The sequence below is a fragment of the Leisingera sp. CC-HEC096 genome, assembly GCF_059429235.1.
The window spans coordinates 910,957-931,149 of the sequence record NZ_JCAIJS010000001.1; the positions used below are offsets into that span (position 1 = coordinate 910,957).

The window sequence follows — 20,193 nt, forward strand, 5'->3', positions numbered from 1 at the left end:
CCCAGGATCCGTCAACAACATCCATTGTCCCAGCAACTTCTTCGGGAAAGGCAGAGATCGGTCGCTAAGAAGATCAGGAGACCAATGTGCAGATTGCATCTCGAAGAAATGCACGCGGGGTAAATTGACTTAACCAATTTGAGTGCATTTGCTACGCACCATGTCGACGGGTTAGGAATGTTAACGGTAAGGGCGGCTCGCGTTCATCAGCTGCGGAGCCAGATGGAGCGCCTTTGTGCCCAATTTTCCCCATCGACTTGGCATGAATGCTGCAGAGGAGGCCAAAGTCAGCTGTGCCGTGCGCGATGCAGTTTGAAACCCTATCGGACCGCTGCAAGCCGCTGAGTTTCCATATGCCGCTAAATGCGCGTTCCTGCCGTTCGTGATTGACGCAGCGAAAGTCCGAAAACCTGAAGGTTTTTCGATGCGGGCCGCTGCGTGACAGCGGGGCGTCTGCGGGCGTCGGCCCGCGTTGACAAACCTCGGAAGGAGGAAGCCGCGGGACCCGAGCGCTGTCTATGGGGAAAGCGTGCTGCGGGTGATTGCGAGGGTGGGGTCTGGCCACCGACCGGACATGGCGTGCCTATCGCTGGAGGTCGCTCGGATGACTGGGGGCGTGGGTTTCGGATGCCGGCGGAACAGTTGATTGCATTTTCCTGAGCAAAGCGCGGTAACGGGCAGGCCAGGAGCGGTCCAGCCTGCAGGCGGCAGCTGGTGAGTTTCGCGCGTTTGAGACGGGCGTTGCGTCATGCGGCCTGCTCCCGGGGTGGTGCTCGAGATGGCGGCTTCTGACCACGGCGGAAGATCTCGATGATGCGCATCGCCCCGCCACAGCAGGGGCACGGTTCGCGCAGTGTGAGTGGGATGACCTCAGCACTCTCCTGCGGGTCCGGGTCCTGCGGCGCCTCGCCGAGCAATCTGCGGATGCGGGCGATGGTGGCCTTGCGAGCCGCGCTGGCCAGCAGCCCGTAGTGCCGGATGCGGTGGAATCCATCGGGCAGGACGTGGATCAGGAACCGGCGGATGAACTCGCCGGTCTCGAGGCGCATCACCTTTTGCCGGTCGCCGTGCTTGATGCGGTAGTCCTTCCAGCGGAACGCCACGGCCGCAGCATCGGCGCTGATCAAGCGATGGTTCGAGATCGCCACGCGGTGCGTGTATCGGCTGAGATAAGCGAGCACGGCCTCAGGGCCGCCGAAGGGCGGTTTGGCGTAGATGACCCACTCGGTCTTGCGCAGCGGGGCGAGGTAGGTGGCAAAAGCGCCGGCCTGAGCCAGGTTTTTGAGGTCGCCGAAGAACTGAAGCGCGCCCACCTTGTGCAGGACCGCCAGCCCTTCGAGGAAGAGTCGCCGGAACAACCGGGAGAGGACGCGCACCGGTAGGAAGAACCCGGGGCGGCAGGCGATCCATTTTGTGCCGTCCGGCGACAGGCCGCCGCCGGGCACGATCATGTGGACATGCGGATGGTGGGTCAGCGCCGAGCCCCAGGTGTGGAGCACGCTGGTCATGCCGACCCGGGCGCCGAGATGCCGGGGATCCGCGGCGATGGTCGTCACGGTCTCAGCCGAGGCGCGGAACAGCAGGCTGTAGACTGCCTTCTTGTTCCAGTAAGCGATTTGCGCGATCTCGGCCGGCAGGGTGAAGACCACGTGGAAGTACTCGACTGGCAGCAAGTCCTCGGCCCGCGCGGCCATCCAGTCACGTGCGGCTGGTCCCTGGCACTTCGGGCAGTGCCGGTTCTTGCAGGAATTGTAGGCGATGTGCCGGTGGCCGCATTTTCCGCACGCAGCGACATGCCCGCCGAGCACCTCGGTCCGGCAGGCCTCGATCGCCGACATCACCTTGAGCTGGGTTAGGCTGACATGCCCGGCATTGGCCCGCCGCCACGCGGGTCCGTGTCTTCGGAAGATGTCAGCAAGCTCCAGTCCCGGCCGCCCGGGCACCCCCCGTCCGGTCACTCCAGTCCGCGCCGGAGAGTGTGGTCCTGCAGCTCCTTCAGACGTTCGTACGGGCTGACGGTGGAGCGGATCGTCTTGGTGGCCACATGCGCGTAGCGGGCGGTGGTGCTGAGCTTGGCGTGGCCCAGCAAAACCTGGATGATCCGCACATCCGTCCCCGCCTCCAGCAGATGCGTTGCGAAGCTATGGCGGAGCGTGTGCAGGGTTGCGGGCTTGTTGATCCCTGCCATGTGTTTTGCGGACGTGAACGCCCGGTTCAGTTGCCGCGGTGACAGCGGGTTGATCTTCGGCTTGCCCGGGAACAGCCAGCCCTCCGGCCGCGCCTCGCGCCAATAGTCGCGCAAAAGCTCCAGCAGCCCCGGCGACAGCATCGCCTTGCGGTCCCGGCTGCCCTTGCCGTCCTCGACGTGGATCAGCATCCGGTCACTGTCGATATCCCTGACCTTGAGATTGCAGACCTCGGAGGCCCGCAGACCTGCTCCGTAGCTGATACCCAGGGCCGCACGGTACTTCAGCCCGGGTCCGGGCACCGCGGCCATCAGGTCGCCCACCTCTTCGACGCTGAGGACGATCGGCAACTTCCGGGGTTTGCTTCGGAACTGCATGTACCGCTTCATCTCCTCGCGGCCGCATGTGATGCCGAAGAAGAACCGCAGCGATGAGATCCGCACGTTGAACGTCGAGGCCGAGACGCCGGTATCGGTCATGTGCAACTGGTAGGCCCGAAGCTCTTCCGGCGTCGCCGTATCGGGCGCATGCCCGAGGTATCCCGCGAAATCCTTGATCGCCCGAATATGGGCTTTCTGGGCGCTCTCGCCCATGCCACGGATGCGCATGTCCTCGATCATCCGCGCGCGCAGCGGCGTGGTTCTATGATCCTTCATGGGACCCTCCTGTCTGTGGATTGAGAAGGTCCCAATCATCAGACAGATCCGGTCATTCCCAAATGCACAGGGGGGTCAGATCAGCGAGGTGCGCCCGCCACAGCCGCCCCTGCCGCGCGAGCGGCTTCGTCCTCCCGCCCTTTTGACACGACCTCGCGAACGGCCCAAACCAGAACACTGTTGTTGTCAGCTTTCGCGCCGCATCTCAGCTTCCCCGAACCGGTCATTCATTGCGCCGTGCAGCCCTTTTTGAAGAACCAAGTTCAGTAGAGATAGACTTGGACGAAGCCGCTCGCGCGGCACTGGCGCCTGTGGCAGGCGTTTTGCATTGATCTGACCCCTGTTCATTTGGGAATGGGCGCGGCTGTCTGACGATTGGGACCTCTCAATCGAAAGACAGGAGGCTCCCATGACAGAGGAGAGAACAACGCCGCTGCGCGCGCGGATGATCGAGGACATGCGGATCAAGGGACTGGGTGACAAATCTCAGAAGTCGCACATCCGGGCAATCAAGGACTTCGCAGCGTTTCTGGGACGGTCGCCGGACACCGCGACGCCAGATGATCTGCGCGCCTACCAGCTTCACATGACCGACCGCGGTGTCACGCCGCCGACCTACAACGCCCGCATCATCGCACTGAGGTTCTTCTTCGAGACGACCTGCGGGCGGGGCGAGATGAAGCGGCACATGCAGTTCCGCACCCAGCCGCGCAAGCTCCCCGTAGTGTTCAGCGCCGAGGAAGTAGCGGCGCTGCTGCGGGTCGCGCCTGGACCTGGGCTGAAGTACCGGGCGGCGCTCAGCATTTCCTATGGGGCCGGACTCAGGGCATCTGAAGTCTGCAATCTCAAGGTCAGCGATATCGACAGCGACCGGATGCTGATCCATGTCGAACAGGGCAAGGGGCGGAAGGACCGGAAGGTCATGCTGTCGCCGGGATTGCTGAACCTGCTGCGCGAGTACTGGCGCGAGGCGCGGCCCGAGGGCTGGTTGTTTCCGGGCAAGCCCAAGATCAACCCCCTCTCGTCGCGCCAGCTCCACCGCGCCTTCAGCTCGGCAAAGCTCATCGCGGGGATCAAGAAGCCGGGCAGCACGCTGCACACGCTGCGGCATAGCTTCGCGACGCACCTTCTGGAGGCCGGGACGGATGTGCGGGTGATCCAGGTACTGCTCGGGCACGCCAAACTCGAGACAACGGAACGCTACACACATGTCGCCACGAAGCTGATCCGTGACACGGCGAGCCCCTACGAGACGCTGGCCAAGCTGCAGGATCGAAGCCGGGATTAGCGGACCGGGGCGGTGGCCCGCCCGAGGCTTGAAATCGCTGACATCTTTCGCGCCCATGGTCCCGAATGGCGGCGGGCCAATGCCGGGCATGTCAGCCTCACCCAGCTCAGGGTGATGTCGGCGATCGAAGCCTGCCGGACCGAGGCGCTCGGCGGGCATGTGGCCGCCTGCGCTAAATGCGGCCACCGGCACGTCGCGTACAATTCCTGCAAGAACCGGCACTGCCCGAAGTGCCAGGGGCCCGCGGCGCGGGACTGGATGGCGGCGCGGGCCGATGACCTGCTGCCGGTGGAGTATTTCCACGTGGTCTTCACCCTGCCGGCGGAGATCGCACGGATCGCCTACTGGAACAAGAAGTCGGTCTACGGCCTGTTGTTCCGAGCGTCAGCCGAGACCGTGGCGAGCATCGCCGCCGACCCCCGGCATCTTGGCGCCCGTGTCGGCATGACCTCTGTACTTCATACCTGGGGTTCGGCACTGACCCACCACCCGCACGTCCACATGATCGTGCCCGGCGGCGGCCTGTCACCTGACGCTACACGATGGATCGCCTGCCGCCCTGGCTTCCTTCTGCCCGTGCGCGTCCTGGCCCGGCTGTTCCGGCGCCTTTTCCTGGAAGGGCTGTCGGCGCTGCACAAAGCCGGGCAGCTTCAGTTCTTCGGTGATCTGGAAGGACTGGCCGACCCCGCAGCCTTCGCCGCCTGCCTCGCCCCGCTCCGCAAGACCGAATGGGTCGTCTACGCCAAACCGCCCTTCGGCGGGCCTGAGGCTGTCCTTGCCTATCTCAGCCGGTACACCCACCGCGTGGCGATCTCGAACCATCGCCTTGTCAGCGCCGATGCCGATACTGTGGCGTTCCGATGGAAGGATTACCGGATCAAGCGCGGCGACCGGATGAAGGTGATGCGGCTCAAGACCGGCGAATTCATCCGCCGGTTCCTGCTGCACGTCCTGCCCGACGGCTTTCACCGCATTCGCCACTACGGCCTGCTGGCCGGCGCCACCCGCAAGGCCACCATCGCCCGCATCCGCGGCTTGCTTGTGAAGACCCCGGTCGAACAGGAAACGCAGGAGCCTGCTGAGACCGTACCGCTCACCCTGCGCGAGCCGTGCCCTTGCTGCGGCGGCCCGATGCGCATCGTCGAAATCTTCCGGCGCGGGCAAAAACCGATGAGCCGCGCGCCACCCAGGGAGCAGGCCGCATGACGAAACGCCCGTCCATGCCGCGAAGACTGCCCCGGTTCCAATTCGTGACCCGGTCCGCCCCCGGTACGCCCGGCCCTGTGGCTGGCCCGCAATCACCCGGTCAACGGCTCCGCCGGCACCCGGAACGCATGATCACACCCCGCTGGAAAACCTTTCTCAACCGGCGCTTCCTGCCTGGCTGTCGCTCAGAACCGACACTTGCAATCACCCGCAGCATACTTTCCCCATAGACGCCGCCCAGCCTCACACGGCTTCCTCCTTGTCAGGTTATTCAACGCGGGCCGGGTTGCACACGAACGCCACCGATGCGCCGCGGCCCGCATCGAAAAACCTTCGACAAAGCGGACGTTTGCGGTGCGGCTTTCAACTGCCCCCGGATATTTTGCTTGGAATTCAAGATTTCGGCCTATTACATGGGGACACATTCAAGCAACAGGCCATTAAAATGACGACGTCGCACCCTCCATATTCCCCCGATCCAGACCTTCTGAAGGACCTGAACCTTGCGCTCCCCCTTCGGAAGTTGACGGCGTACATCGACCAGCTCGACGTGTCGGCGGACTTCAAAGCGGTGCTTTGTGATCTGGCCAAAGTGACCTGGTCGGTCGGATCGACCGTCGTTGCGATCGGTCGCAAAATCCTTTCGGTTGCTCTCGAGATCGTGACGACCTTTCCTGGCACAATGTTTGGCGTCGTCGTGGCCTCGATCGTCACATTGATTGTCGGGACCCTTCCGTTGGTCGGGCCACTCCTCGCCTCATTTGTAGGCCCGATCCTGCTCGCGACAGGTTTGACGATGGGCGCTTTGTCCGATTTCCGGTCCTCGGCCTGGTCGACGAAAGTCACTGCCCTGCAAGAGCAGCTCGTGGCCGTGAAGGCGTGATTGTCGATCATGGAAAACTCTGACGAAACCGGCAGGTTCGAGGGCGTCGGCCGGGTGGTCGCCGAACCGATGAAGTTCAAGGCGAAGCTCGACATTGGCGAAGAGGCCTTTGCGTCGTTGCAGGCCGCGCGGCTGGTCGGGGATCTCTGGCAAGTCGGAACAGCCGCGACGGCGGGCGGGCTGGCGGCCAGCTCCTCCGCCGTTGCGGGCACGTTTTTCGGTGGCGGCTGGCTCGCGGCCCTCGGGGTTGGAGCGGCGGTGACGCCCGTCGGTTGGGTCGTCGGGGCCGCAGTCGCCAGCGGCGCCGCCTGCTACGGTGTTCTGCGCCTTTACCGCGGCTACGAAGGGGCGCGCGTCAAGAAAGTGCCGGCTTTCATCAACACGCCCGTCGATGTGCTCGGCGCGGCGCTGTTTGACCTGATGGGCTCGCTGGCGATCCGGGTCGCACGGGAAGCCGAAGAGGTTGACGATGCAGAGCGGGCAGCCATCGCGGATTATTTCACCGCCGAATGGGGGCTTGATCCCGCCTATGTCGCCGCAGCCTTGCCCGTGATCGAACAGAGCGCAGAAGGCCGCAGCGTAGACGAGATCGCCGAGGCCCTCGCCCTCTATAAGCGCGACAACCCGGACTGCAATTTCGACACCCTAAGGGCGGAGCTGCTGGCTTTTCTGACCGAGATCGCCGCGGCGGATGGCGTGCTTCACGATGCCGAACTTGCCGCAATCGCCCGGACAGACCGGATTTTCCAAAAGGCCGCGGGCGGCTGGTCCGAGACGGCGCGCTCGGCGCTCGGCTATGTGACGGCCGCGCCCTCCTATCTCTGGTCCAGCGTGACGGAGGGCGCGGCCGCGTTTTGGGACAGCGAGACGAAGGCGCCCGACAGTCCAACCCCGGTGGATCGCTCGATCCCGGTGCTGTGGCTTTTGGGGAAGACCGGCGCCGGTAAATCATCGCTCGTGCAGGCGATAACGGGCAAGGACGCGGCAGAGGTTGGAAATGGCTTTGCCTCCTGCACCCGGACGGCGGATGCCTATGATTACCCCGAGGGGGACCCGGTCCTGCGCTTTCTCGACACCCGTGGGCTTGGTGAAGCAGGCTATCGCCCGAATGCGGATCTTGCCTCCAACGGTGACGCCTCGCAAATGGTCCTCGTGCTCACGCGGCTCGACGATCCGGTTCAGGGTAACGTCGCTGAGGCCTTGGCGCAGGTGGTGCGCAAAAAGCCCGACCTGCCTGTGGTCGTTCTCCACACCGCTGCAGATAAGGTCCCCGATCCGCTTGAACGTCGACGGGTTCAAACCGCGAACCAGTCGCGGTTTGAGAAAGCCACCAAGCGCGATCTGCCCTGGCTGGAACTGGATATGTCGGTGCCATCACAGGCCGATATGTCCGAGCTGAAACAGATCCTGGCTAATACCTTACCCTCCGTCGCGCTGCTGATGGACCGGCGCAAGGCCAGCACTGCCGAGGAGGCAGCCTTTCTCGCGCGCCGAGGAACCGTCCTGCGATATGCGGGGATGGCGACCGCCTCGGGGGCCGTGCCTGTGGTTGGGGCAACCACCGCGCCCGCCTTGCAACTTGCTTTGGTTACGGCGCTGGCGAACAGCTACGGTCTGCCTTGGGACCGGGACCGCTTGATCGCCTTTGTCTCCGCGCTGGGGACCGGCGTGGTGGGCGGGGCGCTGGTCGGTCTCCTTGGCCGCAGCCTTGCCGGGTTGATCCCTGTCGTTGGTCAAACGGCGGTGCCGGTGCTTAACGCAGGCTATGGCTTTGCCTCGACCTATGCGGTGGGGCGCGCGGCGGCCTATTGGATGTATCACACCAAGGCGGGCCGGACGGTCGATGAACAATCGCTGCGGGACCACTACCTTGCCGCCTTCTCGCGGGCCGAGGTGAAGGAGCGCGACAGTGCCGCCGGTTAAGGTTATCCTAAAACGGATCGCGCGCAGTCCCGCATTGCTGACGGCCATCCTATATGCTTTGCCTTGGGTGGTTTTGGTTATCCTCGGAGTCCTCTGGTTGGCCGAGCATGACTGGCTGCTGCCCTTCGTCGCGATCACCTTGGGTCTGGTCCTTCTGCTTCGGCTTAGCCTTCTGCTGCTGAAACACCTGCGACAGACGCAGAGTGCCGCGCCCGTCGATGCTGACCCAGCCCCGATCGTGACGGCGAACCCGGAATGGTCCGCGCGGGAACTGGCGGTGTTCAACAGCCTATGCACAGAAATCGCCCGGGAACCCCGCCCTTGGGGAGATATGCGACAGCTTTCCTTCGATCTGGTCGAGAAAGCAGCGCAGCAGCTGTCCGCAGGTCAAAAAGGCGCCCTCGATTTCTCGATCCCCGAGGCGCTGCTGCTGGCCGACCGCGTTATGATCCGCCTCCGCCGCAACCTGCATGACATGGTGCCATTTTCCGACCGGATCAGCCTCAAGACGATCCTCTGGATCTGGGAGAACAAGGCTTGGGTCCAGCGCGGTGCCACCGTGGTCGGCTGGGCATGGCGCGCGAAACGCCTGATAACCAACCCGCCGGCCGCCATCATGCAGGAAATCCAGGGGGCGGTGACCAGCAGTGCAGATGGCGGCGAGATGAAAAATTTCAGCCTGGCCCTCGTTCAGCAGATCATTCTGGAAGAGGTCGCGCGCGCCGCAGTGGACCTGCATTCCGGCTACCTGCGGTTTACGGATGAAGAACTCTTGAATATTGAGCTCGGCTCCGCCGGCTTTGATAAACAGATCCTCGCTCAGCCGAACGAACCGATACGTCTCCTTGTGATTGGTCAGGTGTCGGCAGGAAAATCAACAATCGTTAACCGTCTGGCAGGAGGTGTGGTCGCCGAGACAGACATGGCACCCACAACCCCCGACCTGACCCGCCACGCGCTGGACATCGACGGGATTGCCTATTCAGTGATCGACACACAGGGCATCGACGGCAGCGAAAAGGTTGCCGAGACCCTGCTCGCGCAGGTACTGGACTGTGACCAAGTGTTATGGATCCTCCGCGCCAACCGCCCCGCACGGGCCCCGGATGCCGCGCTGCTCCGACAGATCGAGGCCGCCTTCGCCGCCCGCCCCCTGCGGCGGATGCCGCCCGTTACCATCGTGGCAAACGCTGTCGACCAACTGCTTCCGGACTGGCCCTTTCCCGAACACCTCCTCCCGCGCGAGGCACAGGCGACCATTGCCGCCGCGAGCGCCGCCATCTGTTCGGATCTGACCTGCCGCGAGGCAATTCCTGTCGTCTCTGAAGGGGCGGTCTGGAACCTCGATCAACTGATCTCCACCGTCGCGCACAGCGCATCGGACGCCTTGGCCACGCAGCGCAATCGCCGACGCATCACAGGGGCCGAGGCCAGCGCTACCTTCTCGCAGGAAATGTCGCGAGGCGCGTCCGGGCTTTGGGAGACAGGGCGTTTGGTTACCGGGAAGCTGTTCGGACGGTGAAATCAGGTAAAGGCAGCTGAGAACCGCTTTCTGTCTTGTTGACGACCTCAAGGCCTTTTGGGGCGCCATGATGCTCCCGGCTCAAAGCGGACTTTCACACGAGCCCCGGGAGACACCACGATCCCTCAGCTCCATACGATGGCAAGCTGGTCGAATAGGGCCGCGACGACTGGCGCTGACTTACGGGCCTCCGGGGAGAGCATCACGAGGCAGGCCGGCACGCTCTGGGTTTCGCAAAGGCTGAGGCCAAAGGAATGCCGCTGATCCAAAGCGATAGTCTCACGACACAGACACAGGCCGACCCTGGCGCGGACCATCTCCAGCATCGACGCCTCGTGATCCACCAATGCGACGATATTCTGCGTGCAGCCGTGTTCCGCAAAGATCCGGCTCAGCAGCCGGTTATGGACCGACACCCCGGTCGTGCCGATCCACGGCAGAGCCGCCAGCTCGCACCAATCGGCGGTGGCGACCCGGGCCTCCCAGCCGACGGGCGCGATTATGCGGTAGTTGAAGGTGGCCAGGACCCTCACCTGCATAGCTTCATCCGAGGCAATATCGTCGACTGCGCCGGGGTCTGTCAGGTAGAATCCGGCGTCGATCTGGCCGCGGCGGAGTTTTTCCAAGATTTCGCCGCTGATGCCATGCACCAGCTCCGTGGTGATGCCGGGGTGGGCCTCGCCCAGCTGGCTCAGCAGGCGGCCCAGGCGGATGAATTCCGGGTCCACGATCGTCCCGATGCGCAGTGACCCCGAGACCTGACCGGCCCGCCCGCTGGCGCTTTGACGGAAATCCGCCATGGCGCTCAGAACCGCCTCTGCCTTGGAAAGCAGCGCTTTGCCATCAGGGGTCAGATACAGCCCGTGCGGCGCCCGCTTGAAGAAGGTTACGCCGGTTTCTTCGCTGAGCCGCCTGATCTGGTGACTGATCGCCGGTTGCGTGAGGTTCAATACCTCGGCCGCGCGCGAAACGCTGCCTTCCCGGGCGACGGTGACAAAGGCGAGGATACTGTTGAGGTTGGAGAATCTTTCCATATTAAGAAACTTAATATCAGTCAGAGATATATGTCATTGGGAATGTGCTCTCGGCCTTACTAAACCGGAAACCGTAGATGCGCAGGGAGGAGCCTTCGGCCCGGCAGCCCGGTTTCGCGGGGCGGTTGGGGTGTGGTGCGTGCCCTGCTCGAAAGGCGAGGGATGACATGGCAGGAATGGCAACTAAGTTCGACTTCATCGTGATCGGCGGCGGGTCCGCGGGCTGCCTTCTGGCCAACCGGCTGAGCGCCGATCCGGACAACCGCGTCCTGTTGCTGGAAGCGGGCAAGGCGGACAGTTATCCGTGGATTCACGTGCCCGTCGGCTACCTCTATTGCATAGGCAACCCGCGCACCGACTGGATGTACAACACCGAGGCCGACAGGGGGCTGAACGGGCGCAGCCTGCGCTACCCGCGGGGCAAGACGCTGGGCGGCTGTTCGTCGATCAACGGCATGATCTACATGCGCGGTCAGGCCCGCGACTATGACAATTGGGCCGCGCTGACCGGCGAAGACGACTGGTCCTGGGAGGGGGCTCTGCGCGATTTCAAAGCGCACGAAAACCACTACAAGCTGGACAATGGTGCCGACCCGAAAGTGGGCGACAACGAACGTTTTTCCGACCTGCATGGCCATGGCGGCGAATGGCGGGTCGAAAAGCAACGCCTGCGCTGGGACGTGCTGGACAGCTTTGCCGATGCCGCGGAAGAGGCGGGGATCGCCAAAACCGACGATTTCAACAGTGGCGACAACGCGGGTGTTGGCTATTTCGACGTGAACCAGCGGTCCGGCTGGCGTTGGAACACCTCCAAGGCATTCCTGAAGCCCGCCCGGGCACGGCGTAACCTGACGGTCTGGACCGAGGCACAGGTCCAGAAGCTGACCTTTGACAAAGACGCCAACGGCGCGCTGCGCTGCACTGGTGCACGGGTCGATCGCAAGGGAAAAGTCGTTGACGTGACAGCCCGGCGCGAGACCGTGCTGTCGGCAGGGGCCGTCAACTCGCCGCAGGTCCTGCAACTGTCCGGCATTGGTCCGGCGGATCTGCTCCGCGAACATGGCATCGAGGTTCTGCGCGACGCGCCCGTGGGTGAGAACCTTCACGACCACCTGCAAATCCGCGCGGTCTACAAGGTGAACGGAACCCGCACGCTCAACACTCTGGCGAATAGTCTCATTGGAAAGGCGAAGATCGGCGCGGAATATGCGCTGAAACGATCCGGCCCGATGAGCATGGCGCCCAGCCAATTGGGCGCATTCACCCGGTCCGACCCGAACCGGCCTCATGCCAACCTTGAATATCATGTGCAACCGCTCAGCCTCGATGCCTTTGGCGAGCCGCTGCATGCCTTCCCGGCCATGACGGTCAGTGTCTGCAACCTGAACCCGACGAGCAGGGGGCACGTGCGCATCCGCTCGGCCGACTTCCGCGATGCGCCGCTGATCTCGCCCAACTACCTCGCCACGGAAGACGATCGCAAGGTCGCTGCCGACAGCCTGCGGCAAGTGCGTGAAATCATGTCCCGGCCCGCGATGGCAAGCTACGAGCCCGAGGAGTTCAAACCGGGTGTCCAGTACCAGAGCGACGAGGACCTCGCCAAGCTGGCCGGCGACATTGCCAACACGATCTTTCACCCTGTCGGCACCGTGAAAATGGGCCGCGAGGACGATGACAGCGCCGTTCTGGACCCGCATCTGCGCCTCAAGGGCGTGGCCGATCTGCGTGTCGTCGATGCCAGCATCATGCCAGAGATCACCAGCGGCAACACCAATTCGCCGACCTTGATGATCGCGGAAAAGGCGGCTCGCTGGATCTTGGCCGGACACTAATCGCACATCTTCCTGACGGAGAAACAAATGCGTTCAACGTTTTCCAACCTGCCCCTGCGCGGGGTCAAAGTGGTCGATTTCGGGCAGTACATCGCCGGGCCTGCCGTGGCGATGCTGCTGGGCGATCTTGGCGCGACCGTCGTGCATATCGACCCGCCCGACGGCCCGATGTGGGACAGCCCGGCGAATGCGACCCTGATGCGCAACAAGCTGATCGTGAATCTCGACCTCAAGTCCGAGGAAGGCCTGGCGCAGGCCCGCGCGCTCTTTGCCGAGGCCGATATCATTGTCGAGAACTTCCGCCCCGGCAAGCTGGCCGCGCTCGGCATTGATTTTGCCGCCATGCGCGAGGAGCGCCCCGAGCTGATCACCCTGTCGATCCCCGGGTTTGCCTCGAACGATCTGGAGCGGCGCGAGCAGCGCGCCTTTGAAAGCGTGGTTGCGGCCAGTTCCGGCGTGTTTACCGATATGGGTTTGAACAGGGTTCTGATGGGGCTGAACCCGTCCTTTTCGCCGCTGCCGCTGGCCTCGGCCTATGCCTCGCAGATCGCGGCATCCGCAACAGTGCTGGCTCTGCAATCCCGGCAAGTTACCGGACTTGGGGACCAGATCGAAGTGCCCTTGGCTGCCGCTGTGATGGAGGGGCTCTGCTACAACTCGATCAAGGTCTCGGACATGCCGGAACGGTATCTGACCCAGCGCGAGGTCGAGATCGAGCGCCGCCGGGTCGAGGGGCTGCCGATGAACGTGTCCTATGAGGAGCTGCAGGAGCTTCTGGACCCCTTCTTCCGCAGCTACATGTGCAAGGATGGTCGGATGTTCTACGTGGTCTGCCCCAGCCACAAGAACCACGCGCGCCGCTGCCTCGAAGTGTTGGGCCTCTATGACGAGATGATCGAAGCGGGGCTGCAGGAGGAGGAGGACACCTACAAGCCGCAGTCTGAGTGGGTTTCGGACACCTCTCTCGGTGTTTACCCGATGCCGAAATTCTGGGCCGACAAGATCGCTGCGCGGATGAAAGAGGTCTTCTTGACCCGAACATCGCACGAGTGGAAACGGATGTTTGGCCGCGCGGGCATCCCCGGCGCGCCGCAGCGCTGGCTGCAGGAATGGATAAACGACGAATACGCCGAGACCTCGGGGCTGATGATCGACGTCACGGACCCAGAGTACGGCGAGATGACACAACCCGGACCGGTGGTCTGGATGGAGGAAAGCGGCGAAGAGGCGCTGAACCCCGAACCCCGCCGCTGGGTGGATTTTGACGAGGCGCTGTCGGTTCTGCGCAAGCTGCCGACGGAGATACCAGCCCCGAAAGAGAAGCTGGAACAAGAGGGCTGGCTCTCGGGCGTGCGCGTGCTGGACATGTGCAACGTCATCGCAGGGCCGCATGCGGCCAGCTATCTGGCGCGCTTTGGTGCAGAAGTGATCAAGCTCGATCCGGCAACGCCGCTCTACGACAGCTGGAACACGGTGATCTACGGGCTCAGCCAGGGCCGCGGCAAGAAGTCGATCCTGGCCGACGTGAAATCGGAACACGGGCGCAAGGTGTTGGAAGACTTGGTGAAATCGGTTGACGTGATCTTCTGGAACGCGCCGGACAACCAGATCAAACGCATGGGGCTGGATGCCGACAGCCTGCGCAAGCTGAACCCCGAGGCGATCTTCTGCAAGCTGGACTGTTTCAGCGGCGTGCGGCGCGGCACCCGCACGGATTACATCGGTTATGACGACCTTGTGCAGGCAGCCACTGGCATCATGCTGCGCTTTGGCGGGGCTATGGACCGCCCCGAGGAGCACGCCCATGTGGGTACCATTGACGTGATGTGCGGCTTTGGCGGTGCGCTGGCCGTGGCGGCGGCGCTCTATCAGAAACACCGCTTTGGCCGCATCGGACGCGGCCGCACCTCGCTCAGCGCCAACAGTGGCTTGCTCCAGGTGCCCTTTGCCTATGACTTCCGGGGGCGCGGGCTGTTCGACGAACCCTCCGGCCCGGAAGCGAACGGGTACGGCCCGCTCAACCGTTTCTACAGCACCGCCTCAGGGGTTTACATCCTCCTGAGTGCCTACGAGACTGACCTGCCGCGATTCCGCGATGTCGAGGACCTGTCGGCGCTGCCCGATCTGCCCGAAGAAGACCGTGCGACCTACCTCGCTGGCGCGTTCCAGAAGCAACCCGCGACCGAATGGATCGCCCGACTTCGCGCGGCGGATATCGGCTGTGCAATTTGCAACAACATCGACGCGCTGCGCTCTGAAAATCTACGCGAGCCGGACGGCACCCCCGGCACCGACCGGGGCAGCTATTCTTTCTCGCAAGACAGTGACCATCCCAGTGGCCACGAGGTGATCCAGCTTGATCCCTACGCGGTGCGCCCCACGCGCGGAAAAGTCCTTGCCCTGTCGCCGACTGAAAAATTCGGCACCTCGACGAGGGTCATCCTGAGCGACCTCGGCTATTCCGATGCGGCCATCGCGCGGATGCTGGAATCCGGTCAGATCAGCGAAAGCTGGAGCGCCGAATACCTGCCCAGCTGAGGGCGCTTAAGGGGGGCTTCGAACGTCCCCCTTGCTTTTCCGCGGATTGCCGCAATTTCCGAAAGGTTCGGGCCAGCACTGCCGTGCAGCAATGCGCGGCAAGAGGAGGAGGCTGCCCGGACCCCCTGTGCCAGAACGGAGGAGACATGGCCAACAAACCCCCATTGATGGAACTGGACATCGCGACCGCAGATCGCGGTTTCTATTCCGGCTTCGCGAAAAGCGTCGCCATCCCGTCCAAGATACTGGTCAGCGCTTTAATTGTCTGGGCCATCGCCGTGCCCGATAACGCCGCCGCCGTACTGAACGCCCTCAATGGCGCGTTGCTCAAGAGTTTCGCCAGCTGGTACATCTGGGTCGTCGCGCTGTTCCTGATAGTCTGCGTAGCGCTGGCACTGGTACCCACCACCGGACACCTGAAGCTGGGCCGACCGGAGGATCGCCCGGAGTTCTCGCGGTTTTCGTGGTTTTCCATGATGTTCGGCGCGGGCATCGGCATCGGCATGCTGACCTTTGCCACGGCAGAGCCGATGTATCACTTTGCCACCAACCCCAATGTTATCATGGGTGAGACAACCGGATCAGGTGCGGGCAATGTGACCGCCGCATATGTATGGTCCTTCCTGCACTGGGGCTTTTCCGCTTGGGCCTGCTATGCACTTGTTGGACTGTCGCTGGCATATTTTTCCTATCGCCGGAATCTGCCGCTGACTGTGCGCTCAGCGCTGGTGCCGCTCTTTGGCGCCAGGCTGTCCGGTCCGGTGGGGCATGTGGTCGATATCGTGGCCGTTGTCGCCACCATCCTTGGTGTCGCGCAGACACTGGGCTTTGGGGTCGAGCAATTCGTGGCTGGCCTCAACCGCGTGGGCCTTGGCGACTGGATCGTGCAGCCTGATGGCAAGCCCAGTTCCGCCGGTATCGTGCTGGCGCTGGTGGTAATCCTTGGCGCCTCCACCCTGTCGGCGTTGTCCGGCGTGGGCAAGGGGATCAAGTGGTTGTCGAACCTCAACATGGGGCTCAGCTTCTTTCTGCTGGCTTTCTTCATCCTCTTCGGCTCCACCTTTTTCGGGCTGAACGCTCTGGTGGCAGGGCTTGTGGCCTACGTGATCGAACTGCCCGCGCTGCTGTTCACGGTCTGGCACGCCGACGGGTCCGAGACAGGCGACGCCCTGGCCGCGTGGCAAGGCGGCTGGTCGGTGTTCTACTGGGCCTGGTGGATCGCCTTCGCGCCCTTTGTCGGCGTGTTCCTGGCCCGAATCTCGCGCGGGCGCAGCATCCGCGAATATGTCCTGGGCGCGATCATTGTGCCGTCGCTGATGTGCTTCGTTTGGTTTACTCTTGTCGGCGGCACGGCCATTGACATGACCCTGAACGGCACGGCTGGCGATGCGATTTCGGGCGCGGGTCAGGAGAGCCAGTTGTTCGTCATGCTGGACCTGATGCTGAGCAGCCGCCTGGCATGGATCATGGCGGCTATCGTCGTCGTGCTGCTACTGACCTATCTGGTGACGACTGCGGACTCCGCGATCCTGATCGTCAACACGATCAACGCCGCCGGAGAGGAAAGCCCCAAGGGCCGCGCACATATCGTGTTCTGGGGTGTCGCACTGAGCCTTGTGGTCGGGGGGCTGCTGCTGGTCGGCGGGCTCGATGCGATCAAGACCGCGATGGTGATCGGCGCGCTGCCGTTCAGCCTTGTCATGTTCCTGATGTGCGTGGCGCTGGCCAAGGCGATCATCAAGGATGCGATCCGCGAGCACCGGGGTGTGAAGAGCCTTCACGTAGAAACGTAAAGCATATAGCGCACGAGGCAGGCACTGCCTGCCTCGCCAACGTATTCAGGTAGGCAGTTCACCAGAGGACATACCAGCTTCGAGCGCAAGACTGGCGGCATCAGGGCTTGAGCCGCAGGCTAATTCAGTTGCGAGACATCAAAACAGGATACGGCTTCTATATTTATACCTGCTCCAGAATGCCCTTTGATGGACCAGTAATCCTTCCATTGTTTCCACCGGCCCTCTCGCAGAGTTTTGCCAAGCAAGGATTTGAAGGGATATGCAGCGCTGTCAGGATCGTTTGGATTTGGATGACTTTGCTGACGTTTTTCTATTTGACCCTTCGGACATTCTGACGGATCCGTCAGTTTCCGGGCTGGGCCCCGGGTCAATGTCCACCTTTTCTGTCATACCTCGGCTTCTTCGCAACAGCCGCGAAAGTCCGGATTCCGCCCTGGATGTCGAACGGCCAAGTGCTTGACTGGATCTTCGGAGCGATGGCAGTGTCCTTCGCTCAAACCCATTCCGCATTGCAGGAAGCCGGTAAGCGCGTCGTGATCGTCGGGAGCATCCCGGAGATTCCGCAAGAAGCTCTACTGGTCTGTGGAGGAATTGCAGGTGGACCTGGTTTCCTGACTGGCCAAATACAACGAGCAGCGGCCGCATTAGGGAAGATACTACTACGGCAAAACGCCTATGCAGACCTTCCGCGAAACGATGCATATTGCCAGGGACAAAACGATCAGAGCTTTCGAGACAACGGACAGCCGGCAACCCATTCTCAGCACAGAAAGCTGAGGTGTCCGTCAGATCAAGTCTGAAGTCTTACACCTGAACGTTGTTGGTGTTCGCTGCCTTCGCGATGACGCAGAGCCGTCACTCCGCTTTCCGCCCTTATTGGAACCTCCCTCCTTTTCGAACGAACGGCGATGAAACTCACTGACCTCTGCACGCTATGACACTTTTCTATGCCCCTCTGCCCGCCTTCTATGCCGAGGTTGCTCAATCCGCGTTTACAAAGTCCTTATTTTCTTGATCTGAACCTTCTGGGTATGAAGTCGGAAACGGTCTCGAAAACCGTTGTGGGTGCAAGCCCACCCAGGGTTCGAATCCCTGTCTCTCCGCCACTTTTCCTTACAGACCGCTTCCCACAAATGCCGCACGGCCTACGTCAGACTGACGAGCCGCCTATTGGGATAACCGTTTGGCATCCTTTCCAGCTACTTGAACGGTTTGCAGTCATTCCCGGAAAGAAACCCGTGCAAATTCTTGATTGGAAACGAAAAAGGCCGGACACTACTGCCCGGCCCCTTGCATTCCAGATTGCGCGGATCAGGCGCGGCGGCGGCGTCCGCCGGCGCGGCCGCCACGGCCGCGGCCTTCTTCGCCTTCGGCTGCCGGCGGCTTGTTGAACTTGATCCACTCACCGCCATGCGGGTCGTTGTTGGTCAGGAAGTTGGCAGCGCGGATCGCTTCCATCTCCTTGCCAGCGCGCGGCTTGGTCGAGCCCAGGCCGAACATGGTGACGAATGCCTCATCGTCCATGCCTTCCGGCAGGATGATGCCCGCGGCTTCGACCGCAGCTTTCTTCTCGGCAATGGCCTTCTGGGTCACCGGCAGCGCCACCGGGTTCATGATCGCAGAGGTCATGCCCGCGCCCATTGCCATCGGCAGGAAGGCGTTGTTGATGCCGTGGCGGTTCGGCAGGCCGAAGGAGATGTTGGACGCACCGCAGGTGGTGTTCACGCCCAGCTCTTCACGCAGGCGGCGGACCAGTGCGAACACCTGCAGGCCAGCGGTTGCCATGGCGCCAACCGGCATCACCAGCGGGTCAACCACGATGTCATGCGCCGGAATGCCGAAATCGGCTGCGCGCTCAACGATCTTCTTGGCAACGGCAAAACGCACATCGGGGTCTTCCGAAATGCCGGTGTCGTCGTTGGAAATCGCCACGACCGGCACGTTGTACTTTTTGACCAGCGGCAGGATCTGCTCCAGGCGCTCTTCTTCACCGGTGACAGAGTTCAGCAGCGGGCGGCCTTCACAGACTTCCAGGCCGGCTTCCAGAGCGCCGGGAACCGAAGAGTCGATGCACAGCGGCACATCGACCAGCCCCTGCACCAGCTCGACGATTTTCTTCATCAGCGGCGGTTCGGTCTCGTTCGGGTTCGGGTTGGAGTTGTAGACCACGCCCGCATTGATATCGAGAACGGTTGCACCGGCCAGAACCTGTGCCACGGCGTCCTTCTCGACAGTGGAGAAATCGCCGGCTTCCAGCTCGGCCGCCAGCTTCTTACGGCCGGTCGGGTTGATGCGCTCACCGATCACGCAGAAAGGCTCATCAAAGCCCAGGACCGCGGTTTTTGTTTTTGATTCTACGACTGTACGGGTCATGGTTGATCCTTAGGAGTTGACCGGCTTCGCCGAGGCGCCGCCGTTGTTGATGGCCCAGGTGGCATTGGTCTTGATGCCGCCCAGCGGGAAGAAGTGGACGTTGGTGATGTTGAAGTCCGGGTTTTCCGCCTTGTAAGCGGCCAGTTCGGCAACAACATCGGTCGGCTCGTAGGGCAGCAGCAGCTTGGACACGTCCATTGCGCGTTTCTGCAGCACCTTGAGCGACGGGCCTACGCCGCAAGCGATGGCGAATTTGATCAGCGTCTGCAGCTTGGCCGGACCGGCGATGCCGATGTGGATCGGCAGATCGACGCCTGCGGCCTTGAGACCGTTTGCCCATTCGATGATCGGCTTTGCCTCAAAAGCGAATTGGGTGGCCAGCGCCATCTTGGCATCGGTGCGCTCGGAGAATTTCTGTTTCCACTGAAGCGCATCGGAGACGTTCTTGGTAGAGCCGTCCGGGTCGATATCCTTGTTGCCTTCCGGGTGGCCGGCAACGTGCAGGTTGGTGAAGCCCGCCTTGTCAAACAGGCCTGTCTCCAGCAGCTGCATGGAGCTGTGGAAGTCGCCGTGCGGCTTGGCTACGCCGCCTGCCAGCATCAGCGCCTGCTTGACGTCTGCCTCGCCCTGGTAGCGGGCGATCCAGTCGGCCAGAGTGGCCTCATCCTTGATGATCCGCGCCGGGAAGTGCGGCATCACCGGGTAACCTTCGGCATTCAGGCGCTTCGCAGTGGCGACCATGTCCTCGATCGGGGTGCCTTCGATATGCGCGATGTAGACGCGGGTGCCGGCCGGCAGCAGGTCGCGGAAATCGGCGACCTTTTCAGCCGTACGCGGCATGACTTCGATCGAGTAGTCCTGCAGGAAGGCCTCGACCTGCGGGTTGACGGTCTGGGCGGCGCCCGTGTCACGTTTTTTAAAGTTCAGCAAAGCCATCACGGCCTCCCAAGAGTGGT

Annotated in this window: 13 protein-coding genes; 8 read left to right on the forward strand and 5 right to left on the reverse strand. The window is 62.6% G+C overall.

Features of this window, described 5'->3' with window-relative positions; genetic code table 11:
* Positions 1 to 746: 746 nt before the first annotated feature.
* Positions 747 to 1,943: an IS91 family transposase gene (locus tag AC5STI_RS04540; protein ID WP_259939175.1), complete on the reverse strand. Its 1,197-nt coding sequence runs from the start codon at positions 1,941 to 1,943 to the stop codon at positions 747 to 749.
* Positions 1,944 to 1,954: 11 nt separating this feature from the next.
* Positions 1,955 to 2,842: a tyrosine-type recombinase/integrase gene (locus tag AC5STI_RS04545; RefSeq protein WP_495445751.1), complete on the reverse strand. Its 888-nt coding sequence runs from the start codon at positions 2,840 to 2,842 to the stop codon at positions 1,955 to 1,957.
* 409 nt (positions 2,843 to 3,251) lie between these two features.
* Here AC5STI_RS04545 and AC5STI_RS04550 point away from each other — a divergent pair, with 409 nt between their 5' ends.
* The 5 genes from AC5STI_RS04550 to AC5STI_RS04570 all read left to right on the forward strand — a co-directional run bounded on the left by AC5STI_RS04550 (position 3,252) and on the right by AC5STI_RS04570 (position 9,664).
* Entirely contained in the window at positions 3,252 to 4,130 is an 879-nt protein-coding gene (locus AC5STI_RS04550) for a tyrosine-type recombinase/integrase (protein ID WP_495445752.1), read from the forward strand.
* A gap of 12 nt (positions 4,131 to 4,142) precedes the next feature.
* Positions 4,143 to 5,336 (forward strand): IS91 family transposase, encoded by a 1,194-nt coding sequence (locus tag AC5STI_RS04555; RefSeq protein WP_495445754.1) that lies wholly within the window; start codon positions 4,143 to 4,145, stop codon positions 5,334 to 5,336.
* 286 nt (positions 5,337 to 5,622) lie between these two features.
* Positions 5,623 to 6,219: a hypothetical protein gene (locus AC5STI_RS04560; RefSeq protein ID WP_495445755.1), complete on the forward strand. Its 597-nt coding sequence runs from the start codon at positions 5,623 to 5,625 to the stop codon at positions 6,217 to 6,219.
* Positions 6,220 to 6,228: 9 nt separating this feature from the next.
* The gene (locus AC5STI_RS04565; RefSeq protein WP_495447728.1) at positions 6,229 to 8,142 is read left to right on the forward strand and encodes a TerB family tellurite resistance protein; all 1,914 of its coding nucleotides are present in this window, start codon (positions 6,229 to 6,231) and stop codon (positions 8,140 to 8,142) included.
* Positions 8,129 to 9,664 (forward strand): GTPase, encoded by a 1,536-nt coding sequence (locus tag AC5STI_RS04570; protein WP_495445756.1) that lies wholly within the window; start codon positions 8,129 to 8,131, stop codon positions 9,662 to 9,664. Before AC5STI_RS04565 ends, AC5STI_RS04570 begins: the two co-directional genes overlap by 14 nt.
* 125 nt (positions 9,665 to 9,789) lie before the next feature.
* On the opposite strand, the gene AC5STI_RS04575 is transcribed toward AC5STI_RS04570, so the two are convergent.
* Positions 9,790 to 10,698, reverse strand: coding sequence for a LysR family transcriptional regulator (locus AC5STI_RS04575; protein WP_495445757.1), 909 nt, complete (start codon positions 10,696 to 10,698; stop codon positions 9,790 to 9,792).
* A gap of 167 nt (positions 10,699 to 10,865) precedes the next feature.
* Between AC5STI_RS04575 and AC5STI_RS04580 the strand changes: the two genes are divergently transcribed.
* The 3 genes from AC5STI_RS04580 to AC5STI_RS04590 all read left to right on the forward strand — a co-directional run bounded on the left by AC5STI_RS04580 (position 10,866) and on the right by AC5STI_RS04590 (position 16,861).
* Positions 10,866 to 12,530, forward strand: coding sequence for a GMC family oxidoreductase (locus AC5STI_RS04580; protein ID WP_495445758.1), 1,665 nt, complete (start codon positions 10,866 to 10,868; stop codon positions 12,528 to 12,530).
* Between the two features lie 27 nt (positions 12,531 to 12,557).
* Entirely contained in the window at positions 12,558 to 15,068 is a 2,511-nt protein-coding gene (locus AC5STI_RS04585; RefSeq protein ID WP_495445759.1) for a CoA transferase, read from the forward strand.
* Between the two features lie 146 nt (positions 15,069 to 15,214).
* Complete coding sequence (locus AC5STI_RS04590) at positions 15,215 to 16,861, forward strand: BCCT family transporter (protein ID WP_495445760.1); 1,647 nt, start codon at positions 15,215 to 15,217, stop codon at positions 16,859 to 16,861.
* A 1,314-nt stretch (positions 16,862 to 18,175) separates the two neighbouring features.
* Here AC5STI_RS04590 and AC5STI_RS04595 read toward each other — a convergent pair.
* Both AC5STI_RS04595 and AC5STI_RS04600 read right to left on the reverse strand, forming a co-directional pair.
* On the reverse strand, positions 18,176 to 19,237 hold the full coding sequence (locus AC5STI_RS04595; protein WP_490397455.1) for a methyltetrahydrofolate cobalamin methyltransferase: 1,062 nt from the start codon (positions 19,235 to 19,237) through the stop codon (positions 18,176 to 18,178).
* A gap of 9 nt (positions 19,238 to 19,246) precedes the next feature.
* Positions 19,247 to 20,173 carry a methylenetetrahydrofolate reductase gene (locus tag AC5STI_RS04600; protein ID WP_490397454.1) on the reverse strand — a complete coding sequence of 309 codons (927 nt, stop codon included), beginning with the start codon at positions 20,171 to 20,173 and terminating at the stop codon, positions 19,247 to 19,249.
* Between the last annotated feature and the right edge of the window lie 20 nt (positions 20,174 to 20,193).